At 60.5% G+C, this 17,957-nt stretch carries 17 protein-coding genes; 6 read left to right on the top strand and 11 right to left on the bottom strand.

Annotated elements, in window-relative coordinates; all coding sequences use genetic code 11:
* Positions 1-5: 5 nt before the first annotated feature.
* A complete protein-coding gene (gene sugE / locus NWV16_RS09165) occupies positions 6-320 on the top strand; it encodes a quaternary ammonium compound efflux SMR transporter SugE (protein ID WP_260522780.1) in 315 nt (104 codons plus the stop codon).
* 115 nt (positions 321-435) lie between these two features.
* Here sugE and NWV16_RS09160 read toward each other — a convergent pair whose 3' ends face one another.
* The 4 genes from NWV16_RS09160 to NWV16_RS09145 form a co-directional block, all read right to left on the bottom strand.
* Positions 436-2,310 carry an MFS transporter gene (locus NWV16_RS09160; RefSeq protein WP_260522779.1) on the bottom strand — a complete coding sequence of 625 codons (1,875 nt, stop codon included), beginning with the start codon at positions 2,308-2,310 and terminating at the stop codon, positions 436-438.
* Between the two features lie 98 nt (positions 2,311-2,408).
* Complete coding sequence (locus NWV16_RS09155) at positions 2,409-3,560, bottom strand: TDT family transporter (RefSeq protein ID WP_260522778.1); 1,152 nt, start codon at positions 3,558-3,560, stop codon at positions 2,409-2,411.
* 105 nt (positions 3,561-3,665) lie between these two features.
* Positions 3,666-3,977, bottom strand: a complete 312-nt coding sequence (locus NWV16_RS09150) for a cupin (protein ID WP_260522777.1) — start codon at positions 3,975-3,977, stop codon at positions 3,666-3,668.
* 52 nt (positions 3,978-4,029) lie between these two features.
* Positions 4,030-5,217 carry an MFS transporter gene (locus NWV16_RS09145; protein ID WP_260522776.1) on the bottom strand — a complete coding sequence of 396 codons (1,188 nt, stop codon included), beginning with the start codon at positions 5,215-5,217 and terminating at the stop codon, positions 4,030-4,032.
* A 92-nt stretch (positions 5,218-5,309) separates the two neighbouring features.
* Between NWV16_RS09145 and NWV16_RS09140 the strand changes: the two genes are divergently transcribed.
* Entirely contained in the window at positions 5,310-5,852 is a 543-nt protein-coding gene (locus NWV16_RS09140) for a TetR/AcrR family transcriptional regulator (RefSeq protein ID WP_260522775.1), read from the top strand.
* A gap of 136 nt (positions 5,853-5,988) precedes the next feature.
* A complete protein-coding gene (locus tag NWV16_RS09135; RefSeq protein ID WP_260522774.1) occupies positions 5,989-9,459 on the top strand; it encodes a hybrid sensor histidine kinase/response regulator in 3,471 nt (1,156 codons plus the stop codon).
* A 9-nt stretch (positions 9,460-9,468) separates the two neighbouring features.
* On the opposite strand, the gene rmuC is transcribed toward NWV16_RS09135, so the two are convergent.
* A complete protein-coding gene (gene rmuC / locus NWV16_RS09130; protein ID WP_260523499.1) occupies positions 9,469-10,833 on the bottom strand; it encodes a DNA recombination protein RmuC in 1,365 nt (454 codons plus the stop codon).
* Positions 10,834-11,008: 175 nt separating this feature from the next.
* Entirely contained in the window at positions 11,009-11,332 is a 324-nt protein-coding gene (locus NWV16_RS09125; protein WP_260522773.1) for a sel1 repeat family protein, read from the bottom strand.
* A gap of 949 nt (positions 11,333-12,281) precedes the next feature.
* On the opposite strand from NWV16_RS09125, the gene NWV16_RS09120 reads away from it, so the two are divergent.
* The 3 genes from NWV16_RS09120 to NWV16_RS09110 all read left to right on the top strand — a co-directional run bounded on the left by NWV16_RS09120 (position 12,282) and on the right by NWV16_RS09110 (position 14,683).
* Positions 12,282-12,506 carry a hypothetical protein gene (locus NWV16_RS09120; RefSeq protein ID WP_065260428.1) on the top strand — a complete coding sequence of 75 codons (225 nt, stop codon included), beginning with the start codon at positions 12,282-12,284 and terminating at the stop codon, positions 12,504-12,506.
* Between the two features lie 276 nt (positions 12,507-12,782).
* Positions 12,783-13,265: a hypothetical protein gene (locus NWV16_RS09115; protein ID WP_260522772.1), complete on the top strand. Its 483-nt coding sequence runs from the start codon at positions 12,783-12,785 to the stop codon at positions 13,263-13,265.
* 146 nt (positions 13,266-13,411) lie between these two features.
* A complete protein-coding gene (locus NWV16_RS09110; RefSeq protein WP_260522771.1) occupies positions 13,412-14,683 on the top strand; it encodes an OmpP1/FadL family transporter in 1,272 nt (423 codons plus the stop codon).
* A gap of 96 nt (positions 14,684-14,779) precedes the next feature.
* Here the strand turns inward: NWV16_RS09110 and NWV16_RS09105 are convergent, their stop codons facing one another.
* Genes NWV16_RS09105 through NWV16_RS09085 form a run of 5 tightly spaced genes read right to left on the bottom strand, consistent with a single transcriptional unit; the run spans position 14,780 to position 17,957 of the window.
* The gene (locus NWV16_RS09105) at positions 14,780-15,340 is read right to left on the bottom strand and encodes a glutathione peroxidase (protein WP_260522770.1); all 561 of its coding nucleotides are present in this window, start codon (positions 15,338-15,340) and stop codon (positions 14,780-14,782) included.
* 52 nt (positions 15,341-15,392) lie between these two features.
* On the bottom strand, positions 15,393-15,518 hold the full coding sequence (locus NWV16_RS09100; RefSeq protein ID WP_260522769.1) for a hypothetical protein: 126 nt from the start codon (positions 15,516-15,518) through the stop codon (positions 15,393-15,395).
* Positions 15,515-16,723 (bottom strand): MFS transporter, encoded by a 1,209-nt coding sequence (locus tag NWV16_RS09095; RefSeq protein WP_260522768.1) that lies wholly within the window; start codon positions 16,721-16,723, stop codon positions 15,515-15,517. Before NWV16_RS09095 ends, NWV16_RS09100 begins: the two co-directional genes overlap by 4 nt.
* Positions 16,724-16,777: 54 nt before the next feature.
* Entirely contained in the window at positions 16,778-17,182 is a 405-nt protein-coding gene (locus NWV16_RS09090) for a MarR family winged helix-turn-helix transcriptional regulator (protein ID WP_260522767.1), read from the bottom strand.
* 43 nt (positions 17,183-17,225) lie between these two features.
* On the bottom strand, positions 17,226-17,957 hold the full coding sequence (locus NWV16_RS09085; RefSeq protein WP_260522766.1) for an adenosylcobinamide-GDP ribazoletransferase: 732 nt from the start codon (positions 17,955-17,957) through the stop codon (positions 17,226-17,228).

Here is a 17,957-nt window from a genome sequence, read left to right as displayed (position 1 = left end):
CTTTCATGTCCTGGATCATTCTGTTTTTCGCCGGTCTGTTCGAAGTCGGCTGGGCCGTCGGCCTGAAATACACCGATGGCTTCAGCCGTCCATTGCCCACCGTCCTGACCGTTGCCGCCATGGCCATCAGTCTTGGTTTGCTGGGGCTGGCGATGAAGGAACTGCCGCTGGGCACGGCCTATGCGATCTGGACGGGCGTCGGTGCCGTGGGCACGGTGATTGCCGGGATCATTTTGTTCGGTGAGTCGATGGCGCTGATCCGGCTGGTCAGCGTCGCGCTGATCATCACCGGGTTGATCGGGCTCAAGGTCAGCGCTTAAGCCACTGGCCTCATCGCGGGCAGGCCCGCTCCCACAGGGTGTACACAAAATCCATGTTTACTGGAGATCCTGTGGGAGCCGGGCTTGCCCGCGATGAGGCCGGCAAAGCCAATGATTATCTTACTGTCCCGCGCAATTCCCCGACCAACGCTTGCAACTTCGCAGGTTGCGCCGCCTCGACGGCCACCGGCGAACCCGCCACCAGCGTCACCCGCGACCACAAGCGGTGAAACAACCCCTTTTCGGGATCGCGGCTGAAGAAGCTCCCCCACAAACCCTGCAATGCCAGCGGAATCACCGGCACCGGTGTCTCTTCGAGAATCCGCGTCAGCCCGCCCTTGAACTCGTTGATCTCGCCGTCGGCGGTCAACTTGCCTTCGGGGAAGATGCACACCAGTTCACCGTCCTTCAGATATCGGGCGATACGAGTGAAAGCTTTTTCGTAGATCTGGATGTCTTCCTGGCGTCCGGCAATCGGAATGGCCCCCGCCGTGCGGAAGATGAAGTTCAGAACCGGCAGGTTGTAGATCTTGTAGTACATGACAAAGCGAATCGGCCGACGCACCGCGCCGCCAATCAGCAAGGCATCGACGAACGATACGTGGTTGCACACCAGCAACGCTGCACCCTCATCGGGAATCGCTTCAAGGTTGCGATGCTCGACGCGGTACATGGAATGGCTGAGCAGCCAGATCATGAAGCGCATGCTGAACTCGGGAACGATCTTGAAGATGTAGGCGTTGACACCGATGTTGAGCAACGACACCACCAGGAACAGTTGCGGAATCGACAGTTTGACCACGCTCAGCAACACGATGGAGACGATGGCCGAAATCACCATGAACAGCGCGTTGAGAATGTTGTTGGCCGCAATGACCCGCGCCCGCTCGTTCTCGGGGGTGCGCGACTGGATCAGCGCATACAGCGGCACGATGTAGAAACCGCCAAAGATGCCCAGGCCAAGGATATCGACCAGCACGGCCCAGGTGTGGCCAAAGCCCAGGATTTCAGTCCAGCTGTGGCCAACGGTGCTTTCCGGAATTCCGCCGGAATGCCACCACAGCAGCAATCCGAAAACCGTCAGGCCGAACGAGCCGAACGGCACCAGACCGATTTCGACCTTGCGCCCGGACAGCTTCTCGCAAAGCATCGAACCCACGGCAATACCGACTGAAAACACAGTGAGGATCAGGGTCACCACGGTTTCGTCGCCGTGCATCCATTCTTTGGCGTAAGCCGGAATCTGCGTCAGATAGATCGCCCCGACAAACCAGAACCACGAGTTGCCGACAATCGAGCGCGACACCGCCGGCGTCTGGCCCAGCCCGAGTTTCAGCGTGGCCCAGGACTGGCTGAAAATATTCCAGTTCAAGCGCATTTCCGGCGAAGCGGCCGCCGCCCGGGGAATGCTGCGGCTGGCGAGGTAACCCAGTACCGCGATGCCGACAATCGCGCAGGACACCAACGGCGCATAGTGCGACGAAGACATGATGATCCCGGCGCCGATGGTGCCGGCCAGGATCGCCAGAAACGTGCCCATTTCCACCAGACCGTTGCCGCCGACCAGTTCATCCTCATGCAGTGCCTGCGGCAGGATCGAGTACTTCACCGGACCGAACAGCGCCGAGTGCGTGCCCATGGCGAACAGTGCCACCAGCATCAGCGACAGGTGATCGAACAGAAAGCCCACGGATCCCACGGCCATGATGGCGATTTCTGCAAGTTTGATCAGACGGATCAGCGCATCCTTGGCGAATTTTTCCCCGAACTGCCCGGCCAGCGCCGAGAACAGGAAAAACGGCAGAATGAACAGCAGCGCACACAGATTGACCCAGATCGAGCGGTCACCTTCGATGGTCAGCCGGTAGAGAATGGCGAGGATCAGCGACTGCTTGAACACGTTGTCGTTGAACGCGCCCAGCGACTGAGTGATGAAGAACGGCAGGAAGCGCCGGGTACGCAGCAGGTTGAACTGTGAGGGGTGACTCATCTTCCGTGTGTCCCTGATGTTGGGTAGCGAGTGGCCTGGATACGCTTATTGGAATGTCGATCCGCGATCCAGGCCACACCTTACCTAAACTTTTCAGGTTATTTCTTCAAACCTGCAATACACGGTGAGACGAACAACTCGCCACGCCAGGCGCCCTGGAGGGTTCGCTTGCCGACGATCAGCCACATGGCTGCCAACAACGTCACCAGTACACAGCCGGCCACGCTGAAAAACGTCAGGTTCAAGGTGCTGCCCAGTTTCAGGGTCGCCAGCGAATACACGCCCAACGGGAAGGTAAATCCCCACCAGCCGAGGTTGAACGGGATGCCGTCACGCAGGTAGCGCACGGTGATCAGCAGCGCCATCAACATCCACCACAGGCCAAAGCCCCAAAGCGTGATCCCGGCCACCAGGCCCAGACCCGAGGCGATTTCACCCATGCCGGGCAAGCCGTTGGCCGCGAAGATCGCCGGCGCATCGCCGCCCAGCAGCAACATCCCCAGGGCACCGGTACCGATGGGACCCAAAGCAAGCCAACTGGAGGCGGCCATGCTTTCATGAGGCAGTTTGTGCAGCGCCATGCGCAACAGCAGGATGGTCAGAATGCTGAACGCCACCGGCAGGGAAAACGCCCAGAGCACGTAGCTGGTCGTCAACACCACCAGTTGCGACTGCGCGTCGGCCAGGTGCGGTGCGAGCAGTCCGCCACTGGCCGCCGCGACTTCCGCCGCCACCACCGGCAACAGCCAGACGGCGGTCATCTGATCGATGCTGTGTTCCTGACGGGTGAACATCATGTAGGGAATCAGCACCCCACAAGCCAGCGACATCGCCACATCCAGCCACCACAGCACTTCGGCCAGATGAATCACACCTTCGCCCCAGCGTCGCAGGCCGAACAGCAGAAAACCGTTGATGATGGTTGCCAGCCCCATGGGAATGGTGCCGAAGAACATCGAAACCGTGGAATGGCCGAAAATCCGCCGCGCCTCGTCGAAAAACAGCATCCAGCGCGCAGCGTAGGCAGCGGTAAACAGCGCGAACAACAGAATGTTGAACATCCACAATCCTTCGGCCACGGCGTGCAGCCCTGGGATGGCGAAGGGCAATTGCGCCAACGCCAACGCCAGCACACCGGTACCCATGGTCGCGGCGAACCAGTTCGGCGTGAATTGACGGATGACTTCGCGGGGATGTTGAAGCTGGGTGAAAGGCTTGATGCCGGGTTTGGCACTGTTGGGGCAAATCATCATGAACTCCTGTCCTCAGGTGAGGTTGAGTCCATGGTAGAACCGAATCGAATATCTATATAACGGGTAATTTCTCTAACTGTTATCTATCCAATAGATACATAGTCAAACGCTACCCTCTGTTTCGATCACCAGAATCCGCGCAACGCCTTGCGGGTGAGCAACATGTTCAGTACCGACGGATGCGTAGAAGATGTCTCCGACATCGAGTTGCACCTGCTTTTCTTCACTCCCTTCGCGGTAGTGCATGAGCACCTGCCCATCAAGCACTACAAACACTTCCTCGCCGTCGTTGACGTGCCATTTGTACGGCTGATCGGTCCAGTGCAGACGTGTGGTGATGCCGTTCATGTTGGCGATGTCGAGCGCGCCCCAGGCACGCTCGGCGGTGAAGGACTTGCTGCGGATAATCTTCATGAATCGTTCCGTGAGAAGAATGGGCTGACCAAGGCTAACCGAATCCGCAGGTCTATGGCGCGCTGCAAGTCCTGGTCACTTGCGCACGAAAACTCATCAGCAGCGCGCCGACTGCCAGCACGATCAGCACCGCACCATACACATCGGTGGTCGCCAGCAAGCCAAGGCTGTGGGTGAAGTGCCCTGCCAGCAATGCGGGCAGGCAGAACGCCAGATAGCTCAGCACATAGAACGCCGACATCAACCCGGCACGCTCATGAGACAGTGCCAGCGGCACCAGGCTGCGCACCGCTCCGAGAAATCCTGAGCCGAATCCACAACCGGCAACCAGCGTACCGAAGAAAAACACCGACAGACAGGCGCTGTGCACGCCCAGCAGCATCAATACGACACCCGCCGGCAACAGACTTGCACCGAGCTGCAGGGCTCTTGAAGCAGGACGATTGCGCAGGGTGAAAATCATCAACGCACCGGTCACGGTCAGGGCCGCCACCGTTGCGCCGCCGATCAGATTGGAAGTGGATCCGGTCGCCGTACGCACCAGGGATGGAGCCAGCGAGGCATAAAAGCCGCCGAGGGCCCAGGTCGCGGTGTTCAACGGCAGCACTCGCCACAGTGTCGAGCGCGCCTGAACCGGCACGTGCAAGGTCGGCCGCAGCGAGGCCCACGCTCCGGCCTGCGGCGAGACACTTTCCGGCAAGCGCCAGACATAGAGGCCTTGGGCCACGAACAACGCGAGCAATACCCAAAAGGTCAATTGCAATGGCGCGGGCGCGAACTCCGCCAGCAGACCGCAGCCCATCGCCCCCAATGCCATGCCGAGCAACGGCGCCACGCTGTTGATCAGTGGCCCCTGTTGACGGTCAGTGTCCAGCAACGTCGCGCTCAACACAGCGGTGGCCATGCCGGTGGCAAATCCTTGCAGTACCCGCGCGCCGATCAGCCAGCCGACACTGTCAGCATAAATGAACAACAACATCGCCAAGGCATTGAGGACAACCGCGGTGAAAATCACCGGTTTGCGTCCCAGGTGGTCTGACAGGGAACCGACTGTCAGCAGCGCGGCCAGCAGACTCAGCGCGTAAACGCCGAAAATCAGAGTCAGTACCGCCGCGGAAAAATGCAGGTGATCCTGATACAGGTGATACAAAGGCGTCGGCGCTGTGGAAGCGGCGAGAAAACTGAGTAAGGTAATCGCCAGAAACCACAGACTGGAACGGTTGGAAGCAAGGCGGGTCATGGGCGCACTCCTTTAAAAGCTATTTTTTTGCTTTTGCGGAGTGTGCGCCCGGCTTGCGCTTAAAGCAAATTCTTTGTGTTAAGGTCTGCCCCATGGCTATTAAAGAAGGTTTACGTCCCGGAGGCCGCAGCGCACGGGTACAAGAGTCGATTCATTCGGCAGTCCGCGCACTTCTGCAGGAACAGGAGCGCTCGACCGTCACGGTGCCGCAAATCGCGGCGCGGGCGGGTGTCACGCCGTCGACCATTTACCGTCGCTGGGGCGATCTGGCGACCTTGCTGGCGGATGTCGCCCTCGCCCGCATGCGCCCGGACAGCGAACCCGCACAAACCGGCAGTCTGCGCAGCGATATCCGGGCCTGGGCCGAACAATATCTTGATGAAATGAGTTCCGAGCCGGGACGCAACATGATGCGTGACGTACAGGCGAGCGCCACACCGGGATATTGCGTGTCAATCCTCGGGGCGCAGTTGCAGACCATCATCGATCGCTATCCCGAGGAGACGGCCCCCAGCGTCGACCGGTTGATCAACAGCGTGGTAGCACCGGTGGTGTTCCGGATTCTGTTTGCGGCGGCCCCTCTGGAGGTCGAAGAACTGCACCGGCTGATCGACATCACCCTGCAACAGGACTGACAGCGCAGAACCGTCCGGTTCTGCGCCTGCGACACCCCGCCACGCCACGACCTTGGTCGACACTGACTAACCGTCGCGCGCATGCGAGACTGTCTGACCGGGCGCAAGTCCGGTCGTATTTTGTCGGGAGTGCTCCATGTCGTTGTCCACCGGGCTGATCGCCGCCGTCGCCCTGGCCTATATGGCCATCATGTTCGCCATCGCCTTCTACGGCGACCGCCGCAGCGCGCCGTTGCCGCCGCGGATGCGTGCCTGGGTGTACAGCCTGTCGCTGGCGGTCTACTGCACCAGCTGGACGTTCTTTGGTGCGGTCGGTCAGGCGGCCGAACAACTGTGGTCATTCCTGCCGATCTATCTGGGGCCGATCCTGCTGTTGCTGGGCGCGCCGTGGGTCCTGCAGAAAATGGTGATGATCAGCAAACAGGAGAACATCACCTCCATCGCCGACTTCATCGCCGCCCGCTATGGCAAATCCCAAACGCTGGCGGTGGTGGTCGCACTGATCTGTCTGGTGGGCGTCCTGCCTTATATCGCCTTGCAACTCAAAGGCATCGTCCTGGGTGTAAACCTGTTGATCGGTGCCGGTGCAGATGCCATGGGCACCCGCGCCCAGGATACGGCACTGATCGTGTCGCTGGTGCTGGCGCTGTTCACCATCGTTTTCGGTACGCGCAACCTTGACGCCACCGAGCACCACCGAGGCATGGTGCTGGCGATTGCCTTCGAGTCGCTGGTGAAACTGTTCGCGTTCCTTGCCGTCGGCGCCTTCGTCACCTTCGGCCTGTATGACGGCTTCGACGACCTGTTCAATCAGGCGATGCTCGCCCCGCGCCTTGAGGAATACTGGAAAGAAACCATCAACTGGCCCTCGATGGTGGTGCAGACCGGCGTGGCGATGATGGCGATCATCTGCCTGCCCCGGCAGTTTCATGTCACCGTGGTGGAAAACATCGACCCGCAGGATCTGCGTCTGGCCAAGTGGGTGTTTCCGGCCTACCTCGCGTTGGCGGCATTGTTTGTCGTCCCGATCGCGCTGGCCGGTCAGATGATGTTGCCCGGCTCCGTCATCCCGGACTCCTTCGTCATCAGCCTGCCGCTGGCCCAGGCTCATCCGGCGCTGGCGATGCTGGCCTTCATCGGTGGCGCCTCGGCGGCCACCGGTATGGTGATCGTGGCGAGCGTGGCGCTGTCGACCATGGTGTCCAATGACATGCTGCTGCCGTGGCTGCTGCGCCGCAACAATGCCGAGCGACCGTTCGAAGTGTTCCGGCAGTGGATGCTCTCGGTGCGCCGGGTCAGCATCGTGGTCATTCTGTTGCTGGCTTATGTCAGCTATCGCTTGCTGGGCTCCACCGCGAGCCTGGCGACCATCGGCCAGATCGCCTTCGCCGCCGTGACCCAACTGGCACCGGCCATGCTCGGCGCGCTGTACTGGAAACAGGCCAACCGTCGTGGCGTGTTCGCCGGCCTCGCCGCCGGCACCTTCCTCTGGTTCTACACGCTGATTCTGCCGATTGCCGCCCGCAGCCTCGGCTGGTCACTGGACACGTTCCCCGGCCTGGCCTGGCTGCACAGCAATCCGCTGAACCTGCCGATCAGCCCATTGACCCAAGGCGTAGTGTTGTCACTGGCCGGCAATTTCACCCTGTTCGCCTGGGTTTCGGTGCTGTCGCGCACGCGAGTATCGGAACACTGGCAGGCGGGCCGCTTCATCGGTCAGGAAATCAGCGCACGGCCCAGTGCGCGTTCGATGCTGGCGGTGCAGATCGACGATTTGCTGCAACTGGCGGCGCGGTTTGTCGGTGAAGAACGTGCGCGACAGAGCTTCATCCGCTTCGCCTACCGTCAGGGCAAAGGCTTCAACCCGAATCAGAATGCCGACAGCGAGTGGATCGCCCACACGGAACGCTTGTTGGCCGGTGTCCTCGGTGCTTCTTCGACGCGAGCCGTCGTAAAAGCCGCGATCGAAGGTCGGGAAATGCAGCTGGAGGACGTCGTCCGGATCGCCGACGAAGCCTCTGAAGTGCTGCAGTTCAACCGTGCCCTGCTGCAAGGCGCCATCGAGAACATCACCCAGGGCATCAGCGTGGTCGACCAGTCGCTGAAGCTGGTGGCCTGGAACCGCCGATATCTGGAGCTGTTCAATTATCCGGACGGTTTGATCAGCGTCGGCCGGCCGATTGCCGACATCATTCGCTACAACGCCGAGCGCGGCTTGTGCGGCCCCGGCGAGGCGGAAGTCCACGTCGCCCGACGCCTGCACTGGATGCGTCAGGGTCGCGCCCATACCTCCGAGCGACTGTTCCCCAACGGCCGGGTGATCGAGCTGATCGGCAACCCGATGCCCGGCGGCGGTTTCGTCATGAGTTTCACCGACATCACCGCGTTCCGCGAAGCCGAACAGGCACTGACCGAGGCCAACGAAGGGCTGGAGCAACGGGTCAGCGAACGGACTCAGGAGCTGTCGCAACTCAACCTCGCGCTGACGGAAGCCAAGGGCAATGCCGAGGCGGCCAACCAGTCGAAAACCCGCTTTCTGGCCGCTGTCAGCCATGACTTGATGCAACCGCTGAATGCCGCGCGGCTGTTCTCCGCCGCCCTCTCCCATCAAGAAGACGGACTGAGCGGCGAAGCGCAGAAACTGGTGCAGCATCTGGACAGCTCACTGCGCTCGGCGGAAGACCTGATCAGCGACCTGCTGGACATTTCCCGCCTGGAAAACGGCAAGATCAACCCGGATCGCAAGCCGTTCGCGGTCAATGAGTTGTTCGACACCCTGGGGGCGGAATTCACGGCGCTGGCTCAGGAACAAGGCCTGAGTTTCCGGGTGCGCGGCAGTCACTTGCGCATCGACAGTGACATCAAGTTGCTGCGGCGGATCCTGCAGAACTTCCTGACCAACGCCTTCCGCTACGCCAAAGGCCCGGTCCTGCTGGGCGTACGTCGACGTCAAGGCGAAGTCTGCCTGGAAGTCTGGGATCGCGGGCCAGGAATTCCGGAAGACAAGCAGCAGGTGATTTTCGAAGAATTCAAACGCCTCGACAGTCATCAGACCCGCGCCGAAAAAGGCCTGGGACTGGGTCTGGCCATCGCCGACGGTCTGTGCCGGGTGCTCGGGCATACTCTGCGCGTACGTTCATGGCCGGGGCGCGGCAGTGTGTTCAGTGTGCGGGTGCCGCTGGCGCGGATGCAGGCCGCACAGCCAGGTGCGACGATCGAACTCAACGGCAAACTGCACAGCGGCGCAAAGGTGCTGTGCATCGACAACGAAGACAGCATTCTGATCGGCATGAACAGCTTGCTGACGCGCTGGGGTTGTCAGGTGTGGACGGCGCGCAACCGCGAGGAATGCGCGGCACTGCTCGACGATGGCGTGCGGCCGCAACTGGCGCTGGTGGATTTTCACCTCGATCACGGCGAAACCGGCACCGACCTGATGGCCTGGTTGCGCACACGACTGGGCGAGCCGGTGCCCGGCGTGGTGATCAGCGCCGACGGGCACCCGGAAACCGTGGCGCTGGTACACGGCGCAGGTCTGGATTATCTGGCCAAACCAGTGAAACCGGCCGCGCTGCGGGCGTTGTTGAGTCGCTATCTGCCACTTTAGAAAGGCGGTTTACTCAGGCAGTTCGACCAGGCCGTCGGCATCGGTCATTGCGCGCTCCAGCAGATCCGTCGGCAGGCTCTTGCTCGCTCGTGCACCGAGCATTTTGAGCTGCTCGCTGCGACTGACCAGATTGCCGCGCCCTTCCGTCAGCTTGTTTCGCGCTGCGCTGTAGGCTTTGTCCAGTTGCTGCAGGCGATTGCCGACTTCGTCCAGATCCTGAATGAACAGCACGAACTTGTCGTACAGCCATCCGGCCCGCTCGGCGATTTCCCGGGCGTTCTGACTCTGGCGCTCCTGCTTCCACAGACTGTCGATGACCCGCAAAGTGGCGAGCAGCGTGGTCGGACTGACAATCACGATGTTGCGGTCGAAAGCCTCCTGGAACAGCGCAGGTTCGGCCTGCAACGCCGCCGAAAATGCAGCCTCGATCGGCACGAACAACAAGACGAAATCGAGGCTGTGCAACCCTTCCAGACGCTTGTAGTCCTTGCCGGCCAGACCTTTGACGTGACTGCGCAGCGACAGCACGTGCTGTTTCATGGCGATCTGGCCGATAGCATCGTCGTCCGCAGCAACGTATTGCTGATAAGCAGTGAGACTGACCTTGGAGTCGACCACCACCTGCTTGTCGCCCGGCAAATAAATGATCACGTCCGGCTGGAAGCGCTCGCCGTCCGGACCTTTGAGATTGACCTGGGTCTGGTACTCGCGGCCTTTCTCCAGCCCGGCGTGCTCCAGCACCCGTTCAAGAATCAGCTCGCCCCAGTTGCCCTGGGTTTTCTGCCCTTTGAGGGCGCGGGTCAGGTTGGTCGCTTCATCGCTCAGGCGCAAGTTCAGTTGTTGCAGTCGCTCCAGCTCCTTGGCCAGCGAGAAGCGCTCGCGGGCTTCAGCCTGATAACTTTCCTCGACGCGCTTTTCGAAAGACTGGATACGTTCTTTCAACGGATCGAGCAATTGCCCGAGTCGCTGCTGGCTGGTTTCGGCAAAGCGCTGTTCACGCTCGTCGAAGATTTTGCCTGCCAGTTCGGCAAACTGGGCGCGCAATTCGTCGCGGGAACCTTGCAGATCATCCAGGCGCTGCTGATGGCTTTGCTGCTGCTCACGCAGTTCGGCGGTCAGCGAAGCCGCCCGGGCGTCCAGACGGCGCAGCTCGGCGTCCTTGTTGGCGCGTTCGAGGTTCCAGGCGTGGGCCGCGTCGCGGGCGTCGTCGCGCTCGATCTGCAACAGTTCCACCTCACGGCGCACGGCGGCAAGATCCGCCTGTTTCGCGGCGTTGGCCTGGCCGAGGTCGGCGATTTCATCACGACAGGCTTCGAGCTGGGCGTTGAGGCCGTCCTGTGCCATTTGCGCCATGGCCAGTCGCTCTTCGAGCAACGCGACTTGCGATTCGCCTTGACCGGCCCGGCGTTGCAGTTGCCAGGCCAGTGCCAGCAGCGGCAAGGCCGCGCCTGCCAACCCGAGCAAGATGCTGGTCAAGTCCATCGCCATAGTCATGTCCGCCGATCCGATAAAGCCTGAAGGTTAACCAAGGCGTCAGGTCTTGGACAGCTCAGTCTTCGATCAGGCCCAGTTCCTGCTGCGCACGCCGGTCACCCGCACGGGCGGCCTGACGCAGCAGATCCTGCCCGATACGGCGATCCCGGGCGTTGCCGCACTCACGGCACATCAACTGACCGAGGCGGCTTTGCGCCACAACCACACCCTCCCGGGCCGGTTGCTTGAGCAGCCGACCGGCAAGATGCTTGGCGTTCCGGCTTTCACTCAGGCGCGGGCTGTCGAGCAGCCATTCGGCCACGCGTACGGAAAATCGCTTGGGAGCAGTAACAGGCAGGGGTCGGGAAGTAACAGATTCTGGAGCTGAGCGAAACTTCATAAAGCACTGTGGGACAAATCGGAAGGCGCGCCACTCTACTCTCTTTTTCGCACAGGTAAAGTCGAAAAAAACCCGGCACGCCCGTCCTAGAGCAAGCGCCAGGGACAATCCACAGAAGCTGTGGATAACTCAGTGGACAACCCCTCCCGATACGTCGCAAAGCCTTGTGGAATGGGGCTCGCAGTCAAACTGACGATTTTTTCACCAGTAAAAAAAAGCGATGTTTTTCATTGACTTAAACTTTCGATACGGGCAGCCATCAGGGTCAGGAATGATGTGACAGTGGCGTTACCGTCCGCGCAACTAATGTGCACAAGTACCTGTTACGCGGTTATATCGGTGCGCTTTTTCGGGTCGTTTCAACATCCAGGAAGGGGAGCTGGCCGCTACGATGCGTCTGCCTCGCCAGTCCTGCGATTCGACCAGCGGTCAAAGGCTGAACCAATTCGGAGCAACACCAGAGCCTGAAGAAAATGGCTCGCGCTCATTCTGAAATTCAGGTTTGCCTTTTTCAATGTGCTCCGTTACCATCCGCGCCGTTAGTACCAAGCTGAAAGTCAATTCCGGTCGAACAACCCCACGGTCAGCCTTCTCGTCGAGAAGCCACCGATAAAACGGGCCCGACCTCTCGATGGTTTCCAGGTAACGCCTGCAACGACACAGCCTTTGAAACGAATCAAAGGATGTTGCAAGGACTCGTTACTCTGACCGAACCAACCTGCAAATTGATCAGGATCTTCACCCCGGGCCCGGAACCTCTGCCCTCGATGTGTTGCCTGTCCTCCTAAGTACCTACCTGCCAGCCCAAGCGCGCCAACTTTTCAGCGCTTCAATCTGGCTGCCTTGTTCCAGTCAGGTTCTTCGTTCGACCCATGGTGGTCTGCGTTACTGGAACGTTTTAACGTTGCACGGTTCTTATCCGTGTCATTTGTAGGAACACCTGATAACTATGTCTACTCAAATCCAGACCGAGGATGCCATTCGCACCCTGACCAACGCTTTTGCTCCAATGAACTGCCTGATCATGGCCGCTCGCAAAGGCTGCTTCAGCTTCACCGTGGTCAATGAACACGGGATCGCCCGCCACAGCGAGCGTCTGTATCCCGATCAGTACTCCAGCGCCGAACCGCTGCAGGCCGTGATCGACCGCACCCGCCAGGCGCTGATTGCCTGAGAGGCCGAAATGGCTGCAAAAGCAAAAGCCCCGCCGAAAATGCGGGGCTTTTTATTGCCCGATGTTTCTCTTTTCATCGATCACGGTTAAGCACCAACGGGTATAAGGGATATAACTGGACGCCGGTAATATTTTAAAAACAGGCCTTTACGTCGTGAATATGACACTACACTTCAACTCAAGCGGCTTGATCCGCTTTCGGCGGGCCTGATTCGATTCACAGCTGCCAAGCTCCCCTTCAGGCCTCGCCGTCCAATAACAAGAACCGAGGGCTTTATGGGTATCGCTGCCAGCGAACTGTGCCGCTATGTGATCCGTCCGACACTGATCTATCTGGGACGCCACTGCGCCACCGCCGAATCCCTGCTGCTGGGCATCGCCGCCAGCCAGTCCGCCCTGGGTTCCGCCCTGCACGACCGCCGCGGTCACGGTCTGTACCGAATTGCAGAGCAACGCCATCAGGCACTCTGGGACCATTACCTGGCGCTGGATCCGGAGCGCGCCAGCCTGGTTCGCGGCCTTGCCAGCCAACATGCGTTTCTCAGCAGTCCGCACCTCGAATTGACCGTCAATCTGCGTTACGCCACCGCCATCGCCTGGCTGCTGGTGGAAGAACAGACCCCCACCCTCCCCGAGTCCGACGACCTGCTCGCCATGGCGCGCATCTGGCGTCAGACCTTCCAGCCCCAGGGTCGCCTGCGCGACTTCACCTGTGCCTGGCAAACCTGTGTTTCACCGCTGAATCAGGTCGCTTGCTGACCGACCAGTTCCGGAAGATCGTCCAACAGGTCGCGAATCTGGTCGGATTGTCCTACAAAACCGCTCTATCTCAAGCAATACGGACTATAGCGCTGGAACGAAAATGTTGGTAATTTTCGCCCCGGTGATCACCAGGAGTTCTAATAATGAAAAAAGTAATGCTCAAAACCACCATCAGCCTCGCCGTTTCCCTGGCATCCACGCAGATTTTCGCCGCTGGCTTTGCCATCAACGAACACAGCATCAGCGGGATGGGGACTGGTTACGCTGGGCGTTCTTCTTCTGCCGACGACGCAAGCACTGTATACGGCAACCCTGCCGGCATGTCGCGCCTGACCCGCGAACAAGTCACCGGTGGTGTTGCATTCCTCGATGCCAAGACCGATATCAGCCACGCCAGCTCCAGCCCTAACGGCGGCAGCAACAAAGGCGACATGGTGCCCTTCACCTCCGTACCTATGGGCTACTACGTCAAGCCGATCGACGAGCATTGGGCATTCGGCCTGGGTGTATATGTACCCTTCGGCCTGATTACCGACTATGAAAAAGGCTTTGCCGGCCGTTACTTCGGCAGCAAGTCCAAAGTCCAGGTCATCACCTTCCAGCCAACCGTCAGCTACAAGTTCAACGACGTGGTTTCGGTTGGTTTCGGTCCGACCATCAACCGTATCGATGGCTCGCTGGAGTCCAACCTGTCGATCACTCAGGCCCTGCCGGACGGCAAGGTCAAGATCAAGGGTGACGACACCGCACTGGGCTACAACGTCGGTGTGCTGGTTCAAGCGACCGACACCACGCGCCTGGGCCTGACCTACCACTCCAAGGTCGATTACAAGCTCGAAGGCAACACCAAGGTCAACTACGGCGCACTGGCCGCCGTCGGCCTGGGCGCCAGCCAGAAGTACGACGCTTCGCTGAAGATCACCACGCCAGAATCCGTGGACTTCTCGGTCACCCAAGAGATCAACGATCGCTGGAACGTCTACGCCGGTACCACCTGGACCCGCTGGAGCCAGCTGGAAAAGATCACCGTCAAGAACTCCGGTGTCCAGCCGCTGCTGGCCGGTCAGTTCGGCGAGATCACCGAAGATCAGAACTGGCATGACAGCTGGGCTTACGCCATCGGTACTTCCTACCAGTTGAACAAGGAATGGGTACTGCGTACCGGTCTGACCTTCGACCAGGCACCGACCAACAACGTCGACCGTTCGCCGCGCATTCCTACCGGTGACCGGACCATCTTCAGTATCGGTGCCGGCTGGAGTCCGACCCCAGACCTGACCATCGACGTCGCCTACTCGTACCTGCAGGAAGAATCGGTCAAAGTCCGCAACGAAAACAATCGTGGCCAGAGCTACGATGCCAAGTATGAAAACTCGGCAAACGGTTTCGGTGTCGGTGCGACCTACCGCTTCTGACGCTGCACGACGAGGCTGAGCGCTTTACCATTTGAGGCCTCGCCACCCAAAAGCCCCGCACTCTTTATAGAGGCGGGGCTTTTTGGTGGGTGTCGATCAGGGTTTCAGTGGTTTCGACGCAATGGCTTTCTCGATGGCCGCAAGAAACTCCGGATCATCCGGTTTGGTCAGGCTGGAGAAATTGGCTATTACCTTGCCCTGGCGATCGACCACATATTTGTAGAAATTCCACTTCGGCGCGCTGCTTTGCGCGGCCAGGACCTGGAACAGATGGGTAGCATCGTCACCACGAACTTTCTGCGGCTCGGTCATGGTGAAGGTCACGCCGTAGTTGGCGTAGCAGACCTTGGCGGTCTCGGCGCTGTCCCTGGACTCCTGCTTGAAGTCGTTGGAGGGCACGCCAAGCATTTCCAGCCCTTGGCCCTTGTAGCGCTGATTGAGCGCTTCGAGGCCTTCGAACTGCGGAGCGAAACCACAGAAGCTGGCGGTGTTGATCACCACCAGCGGCTTGTCGGCGTAGCGCTGGCACAGGTTGATGGATTCCTTGGCCCGCAATTTGGGCAGAGAACCTTGCAGCAATTCCGGGCAGTCCGCGGCCCGGGCCAGTCCGGTCAACGCCATCAGCAACGCGGGAACAGCACACCAGCGCTTGAGCATGTCGGGCCTCCTTGAGCAGTCGTCAGAACCCGACGTTACTCGCCCTCCAAGCCTACACGCAAGCGCCCATGCCCAACTGCATCAGCGCCAGGCCACCCTGATGCCAGCCCCACCACACCAGCGCCAGGAAGGCAGCGCCGAGTGCGGTGATGGCGATTCGTGGCCAGACTCGTTTCATGCCGCGCTCGCACGGGCCTGCAGACGTTCGACCGGACGCTCGCGCACCGGCCAGTTCAGCGCGGCCGCCAACAGGCTCAAGAGAATCGCCACTTGCCAGATCAAGTCATAACTCCCGGTTCGGTCATACACCACCCCGCCCAGCCAGCCACCGAGGAACGAGCCGAGCTGATGGAACAGGAACACGATCCCGCCGAGCATGGACAGGTTTCGCACGCCAAACAAGGTCGCCACCGTACCGTTGGTCAACGGCACGGTCGACAGCCACAGGAAACCCATCGCCATGCCGAACAGATACGCCGTGGTCGTCGTCACCGGCAACCAGAGGAACAGCACGATCACCACCGCCCGCAGCAGATACAGGCCAGTCAAAAGACGTGGCTTGGACATGCGCCCGCCGAGCCAGCCGGCGGTGTAGGTGCCGAAGATGTTGAACAGCCCGATCAACGCCAGCACTGTGGTGCCGACGGTAGCCGGCAGATGTTGATCGACCAGATACGCCGGCAAGTGCACGCCGATGAACACCACCTGGAAACCGCAGACGAAGAAACCGAACGCCAGCAGCCAGAACCCGGAATGCGAGCAGGCTTCACGCAAGGCTTCGGACAGGGTTTGTTCATGCCCGAGCACCGGCAGCGGCTTGTCCTTGAGCATGCTCACCAGCGGCACGATCAGCGCCACCAGCAGGCCCAGCGCCAGCAACGCCGTCGACCAGCCGAGCCAGCCGATCAGCCCCAGGGTGCCCGGCAGCATCGCGAACTGGCCGAAAGAACCGGCAGCACTTGCGATGCCCATGCCCATGCTGCGTTTTTCCGGCGGCACAGCACGGCCGACCACGCCCAGAATCACCGAGAAGGAAGTGCCGGACAGGCCGATACCGATCAGCAAACCAGCGCTCAGGGACAGGCCCAACGCCGTTTCCGACAGGCCCATGAACACCAGGCCCAAGGCGTAGAGCACGCCACCGATCAGCACCACTTTCGCCGCGCCGAAGCGGTCAGCCAGCGCGCCGGTGAAGGGTTGCGCCAGGCCCCAGATCAGGTTTTGCAACGCGATGGCAAAGGCAAACACTTCACGCCCCCAACCGAACTGGGCGCTCATCGGTGACAGGAACAGGCCGAAGCCGTGCCGCACGCCCAATGACAACGCCAGAATCAGCGCACTTCCCAGCAATACCCAACCGCACGTACGCCACATCGAACTCATTGTTATTCTCCATTCACGGGTATATACCCGCTTAAAGTCGGAAAAAACCGGCCCTCAAGCCAGTTCATCCAATAGCCGCAGCAAGGTTTCACGCTTCTCGGCGCCGAGACGGTCGATCAACCGCTGCTGCGCCGCTTCCCAGGCCGGCAGGGCTGCTGCCAGGCGTTGTACACCGGTTTCGGTAAGCCGGACGATGCGGTTGCGCATGTCTTCGCCCTCGGCCAGCGTCACCAGCCCCTCGCCTTCCAGCACCCGCAGATTGCGCCCGAGCGTGCTGCGATCCAGCCCCATGGCTTCAGCCAGTTCGGAAATGCTCGGTTGATCCAGACGCTGCAGATTGCACAGCAGAGAATACTGGGCAACGTTGATCCCGAAGCCGTCGAGAGCGCCGTCGTAATGCCTGCTGACGCCACGGGCGGCGCGACGCAGGTTGGTGCACAAACACTGAGAAGGAAGCATGATGCGTGTATATACCCGCGAGTCTGTTAAATCAAGTTACAGATCAACACAAAGCCAGCCCGACGAGCACGGCCATCTCCAGCAATTCCAGTAACGCTCCCGCCGTATCCCCCGTGGTTCCACCCAGCCGCCGCACCATCAGATTCCGCAACCAGATGAACACCACGATCGCCAGCGGCAATGCAACGACAGCCTTGAAACCGGCGATCGGCAGACACGCCAGCGAACTGCCCAGCAGCACCCACCAGCCTGCCTTGCGCGGCAAATGATCGGCCAGCGCCTGCCCCAACCCGCCGGCCCGCACATAGGTCGTGGTGAGAAACAGCCCAAGCAGTGCCGCCCGCCCCAGCAGCGGCACGATGATCAGCGCCATGCCTTGCTGTTTTTCGATCAACGCCAGCAATGCCGCGAACTTGAGCAGCAGGACCAGCACCAGCGTCACCACCGCGATCGGCCCGCTGCGCGGATCCTTCATGATCGTCAGGGTTCGCTCGCGGTCACCAAAACCGCCGAGCCACGCATCGGCGCTGTCCGCCAGGCCGTCAAGGTGCAGGGCGCCGCTGAGCAGCACCCACACCGTCAGCAGCAACGCGGCATGCAACAGCAAGGGAGCGCCGACCAGAGCGAAGTTCAACGCCCAGAGAATAAGGCCGAACAGCAAGCCCACCAGCGGATAGAACAGCAGCGAGCGCCCGAGCTGTTCAGGCGCCGGCATGCCCGGCAGACGAATCGGCAGGCTGCTGAGAAACTGCAGGGCGATCCACAGGGGCAGCAT

The sequence above is a fragment of the Pseudomonas sp. BW7P1 genome, assembly GCF_024981055.1.
Lineage (GTDB): Bacteria > Pseudomonadota > Gammaproteobacteria > Pseudomonadales > Pseudomonadaceae > Aquipseudomonas > Aquipseudomonas bananamidigenes.
Note: the sequence above shows the minus strand (reverse complement) of the source record. Positions and strands in the feature narration are given on the sequence as shown.

Bases quoted from the DNA above. Each gene is read 5' to 3' on its own strand.
- NWV16_RS09090 (WP_260522767.1), bottom strand. From the start codon at position 17,182: ATGCTTCCTTCTCAGTGTTTGTGCACCAACCTGCGTCGCGCCGCCCGT.
- NWV16_RS09115 (WP_260522772.1), top strand. From the start codon at position 12,783: ATGGGTATCGCTGCCAGCGAACTGTGCCGCTATGTGATCCGTCCGACA.
- NWV16_RS09150 (WP_260522777.1), bottom strand. From the start codon at position 3,977: ATGAAGATTATCCGCAGCAAGTCCTTCACCGCCGAGCGTGCCTGGGGC.
- NWV16_RS09095 (WP_260522768.1), bottom strand. From the start codon at position 16,723: ATGAGTTCGATGTGGCGTACGTGCGGTTGGGTATTGCTGGGAAGTGCG.
- NWV16_RS09100 (WP_260522769.1), bottom strand. From the start codon at position 15,518: ATGAAACGAGTCTGGCCACGAATCGCCATCACCGCACTCGGCGCTGCC.
- NWV16_RS09110 (WP_260522771.1), top strand. From the start codon at position 13,412: ATGAAAAAAGTAATGCTCAAAACCACCATCAGCCTCGCCGTTTCCCTG.
- NWV16_RS09140 (WP_260522775.1), top strand. From the start codon at position 5,310: ATGGCTATTAAAGAAGGTTTACGTCCCGGAGGCCGCAGCGCACGGGTA.
- NWV16_RS09160 (WP_260522779.1), bottom strand. From the start codon at position 2,310: ATGAGTCACCCCTCACAGTTCAACCTGCTGCGTACCCGGCGCTTCCTG.
- NWV16_RS09135 (WP_260522774.1), top strand. From the start codon at position 5,989: ATGTCGTTGTCCACCGGGCTGATCGCCGCCGTCGCCCTGGCCTATATG.
- NWV16_RS09105 (WP_260522770.1), bottom strand. From the start codon at position 15,340: ATGCTCAAGCGCTGGTGTGCTGTTCCCGCGTTGCTGATGGCGTTGACC.
- sugE (WP_260522780.1), top strand. From the start codon at position 6: ATGTCCTGGATCATTCTGTTTTTCGCCGGTCTGTTCGAAGTCGGCTGG.
- NWV16_RS09145 (WP_260522776.1), bottom strand. From the start codon at position 5,217: ATGACCCGCCTTGCTTCCAACCGTTCCAGTCTGTGGTTTCTGGCGATT.
- NWV16_RS09125 (WP_260522773.1), bottom strand. From the start codon at position 11,332: ATGAAGTTTCGCTCAGCTCCAGAATCTGTTACTTCCCGACCCCTGCCT.
- NWV16_RS09085 (WP_260522766.1), bottom strand. From the start codon at position 17,957: ATGCTGCCCCTGTGGATCGCCCTGCAGTTTCTCAGCAGCCTGCCGATT.
- NWV16_RS09120 (WP_065260428.1), top strand. From the start codon at position 12,282: ATGTCTACTCAAATCCAGACCGAGGATGCCATTCGCACCCTGACCAAC.
- NWV16_RS09155 (WP_260522778.1), bottom strand. From the start codon at position 3,560: ATGATTTGCCCCAACAGTGCCAAACCCGGCATCAAGCCTTTCACCCAG.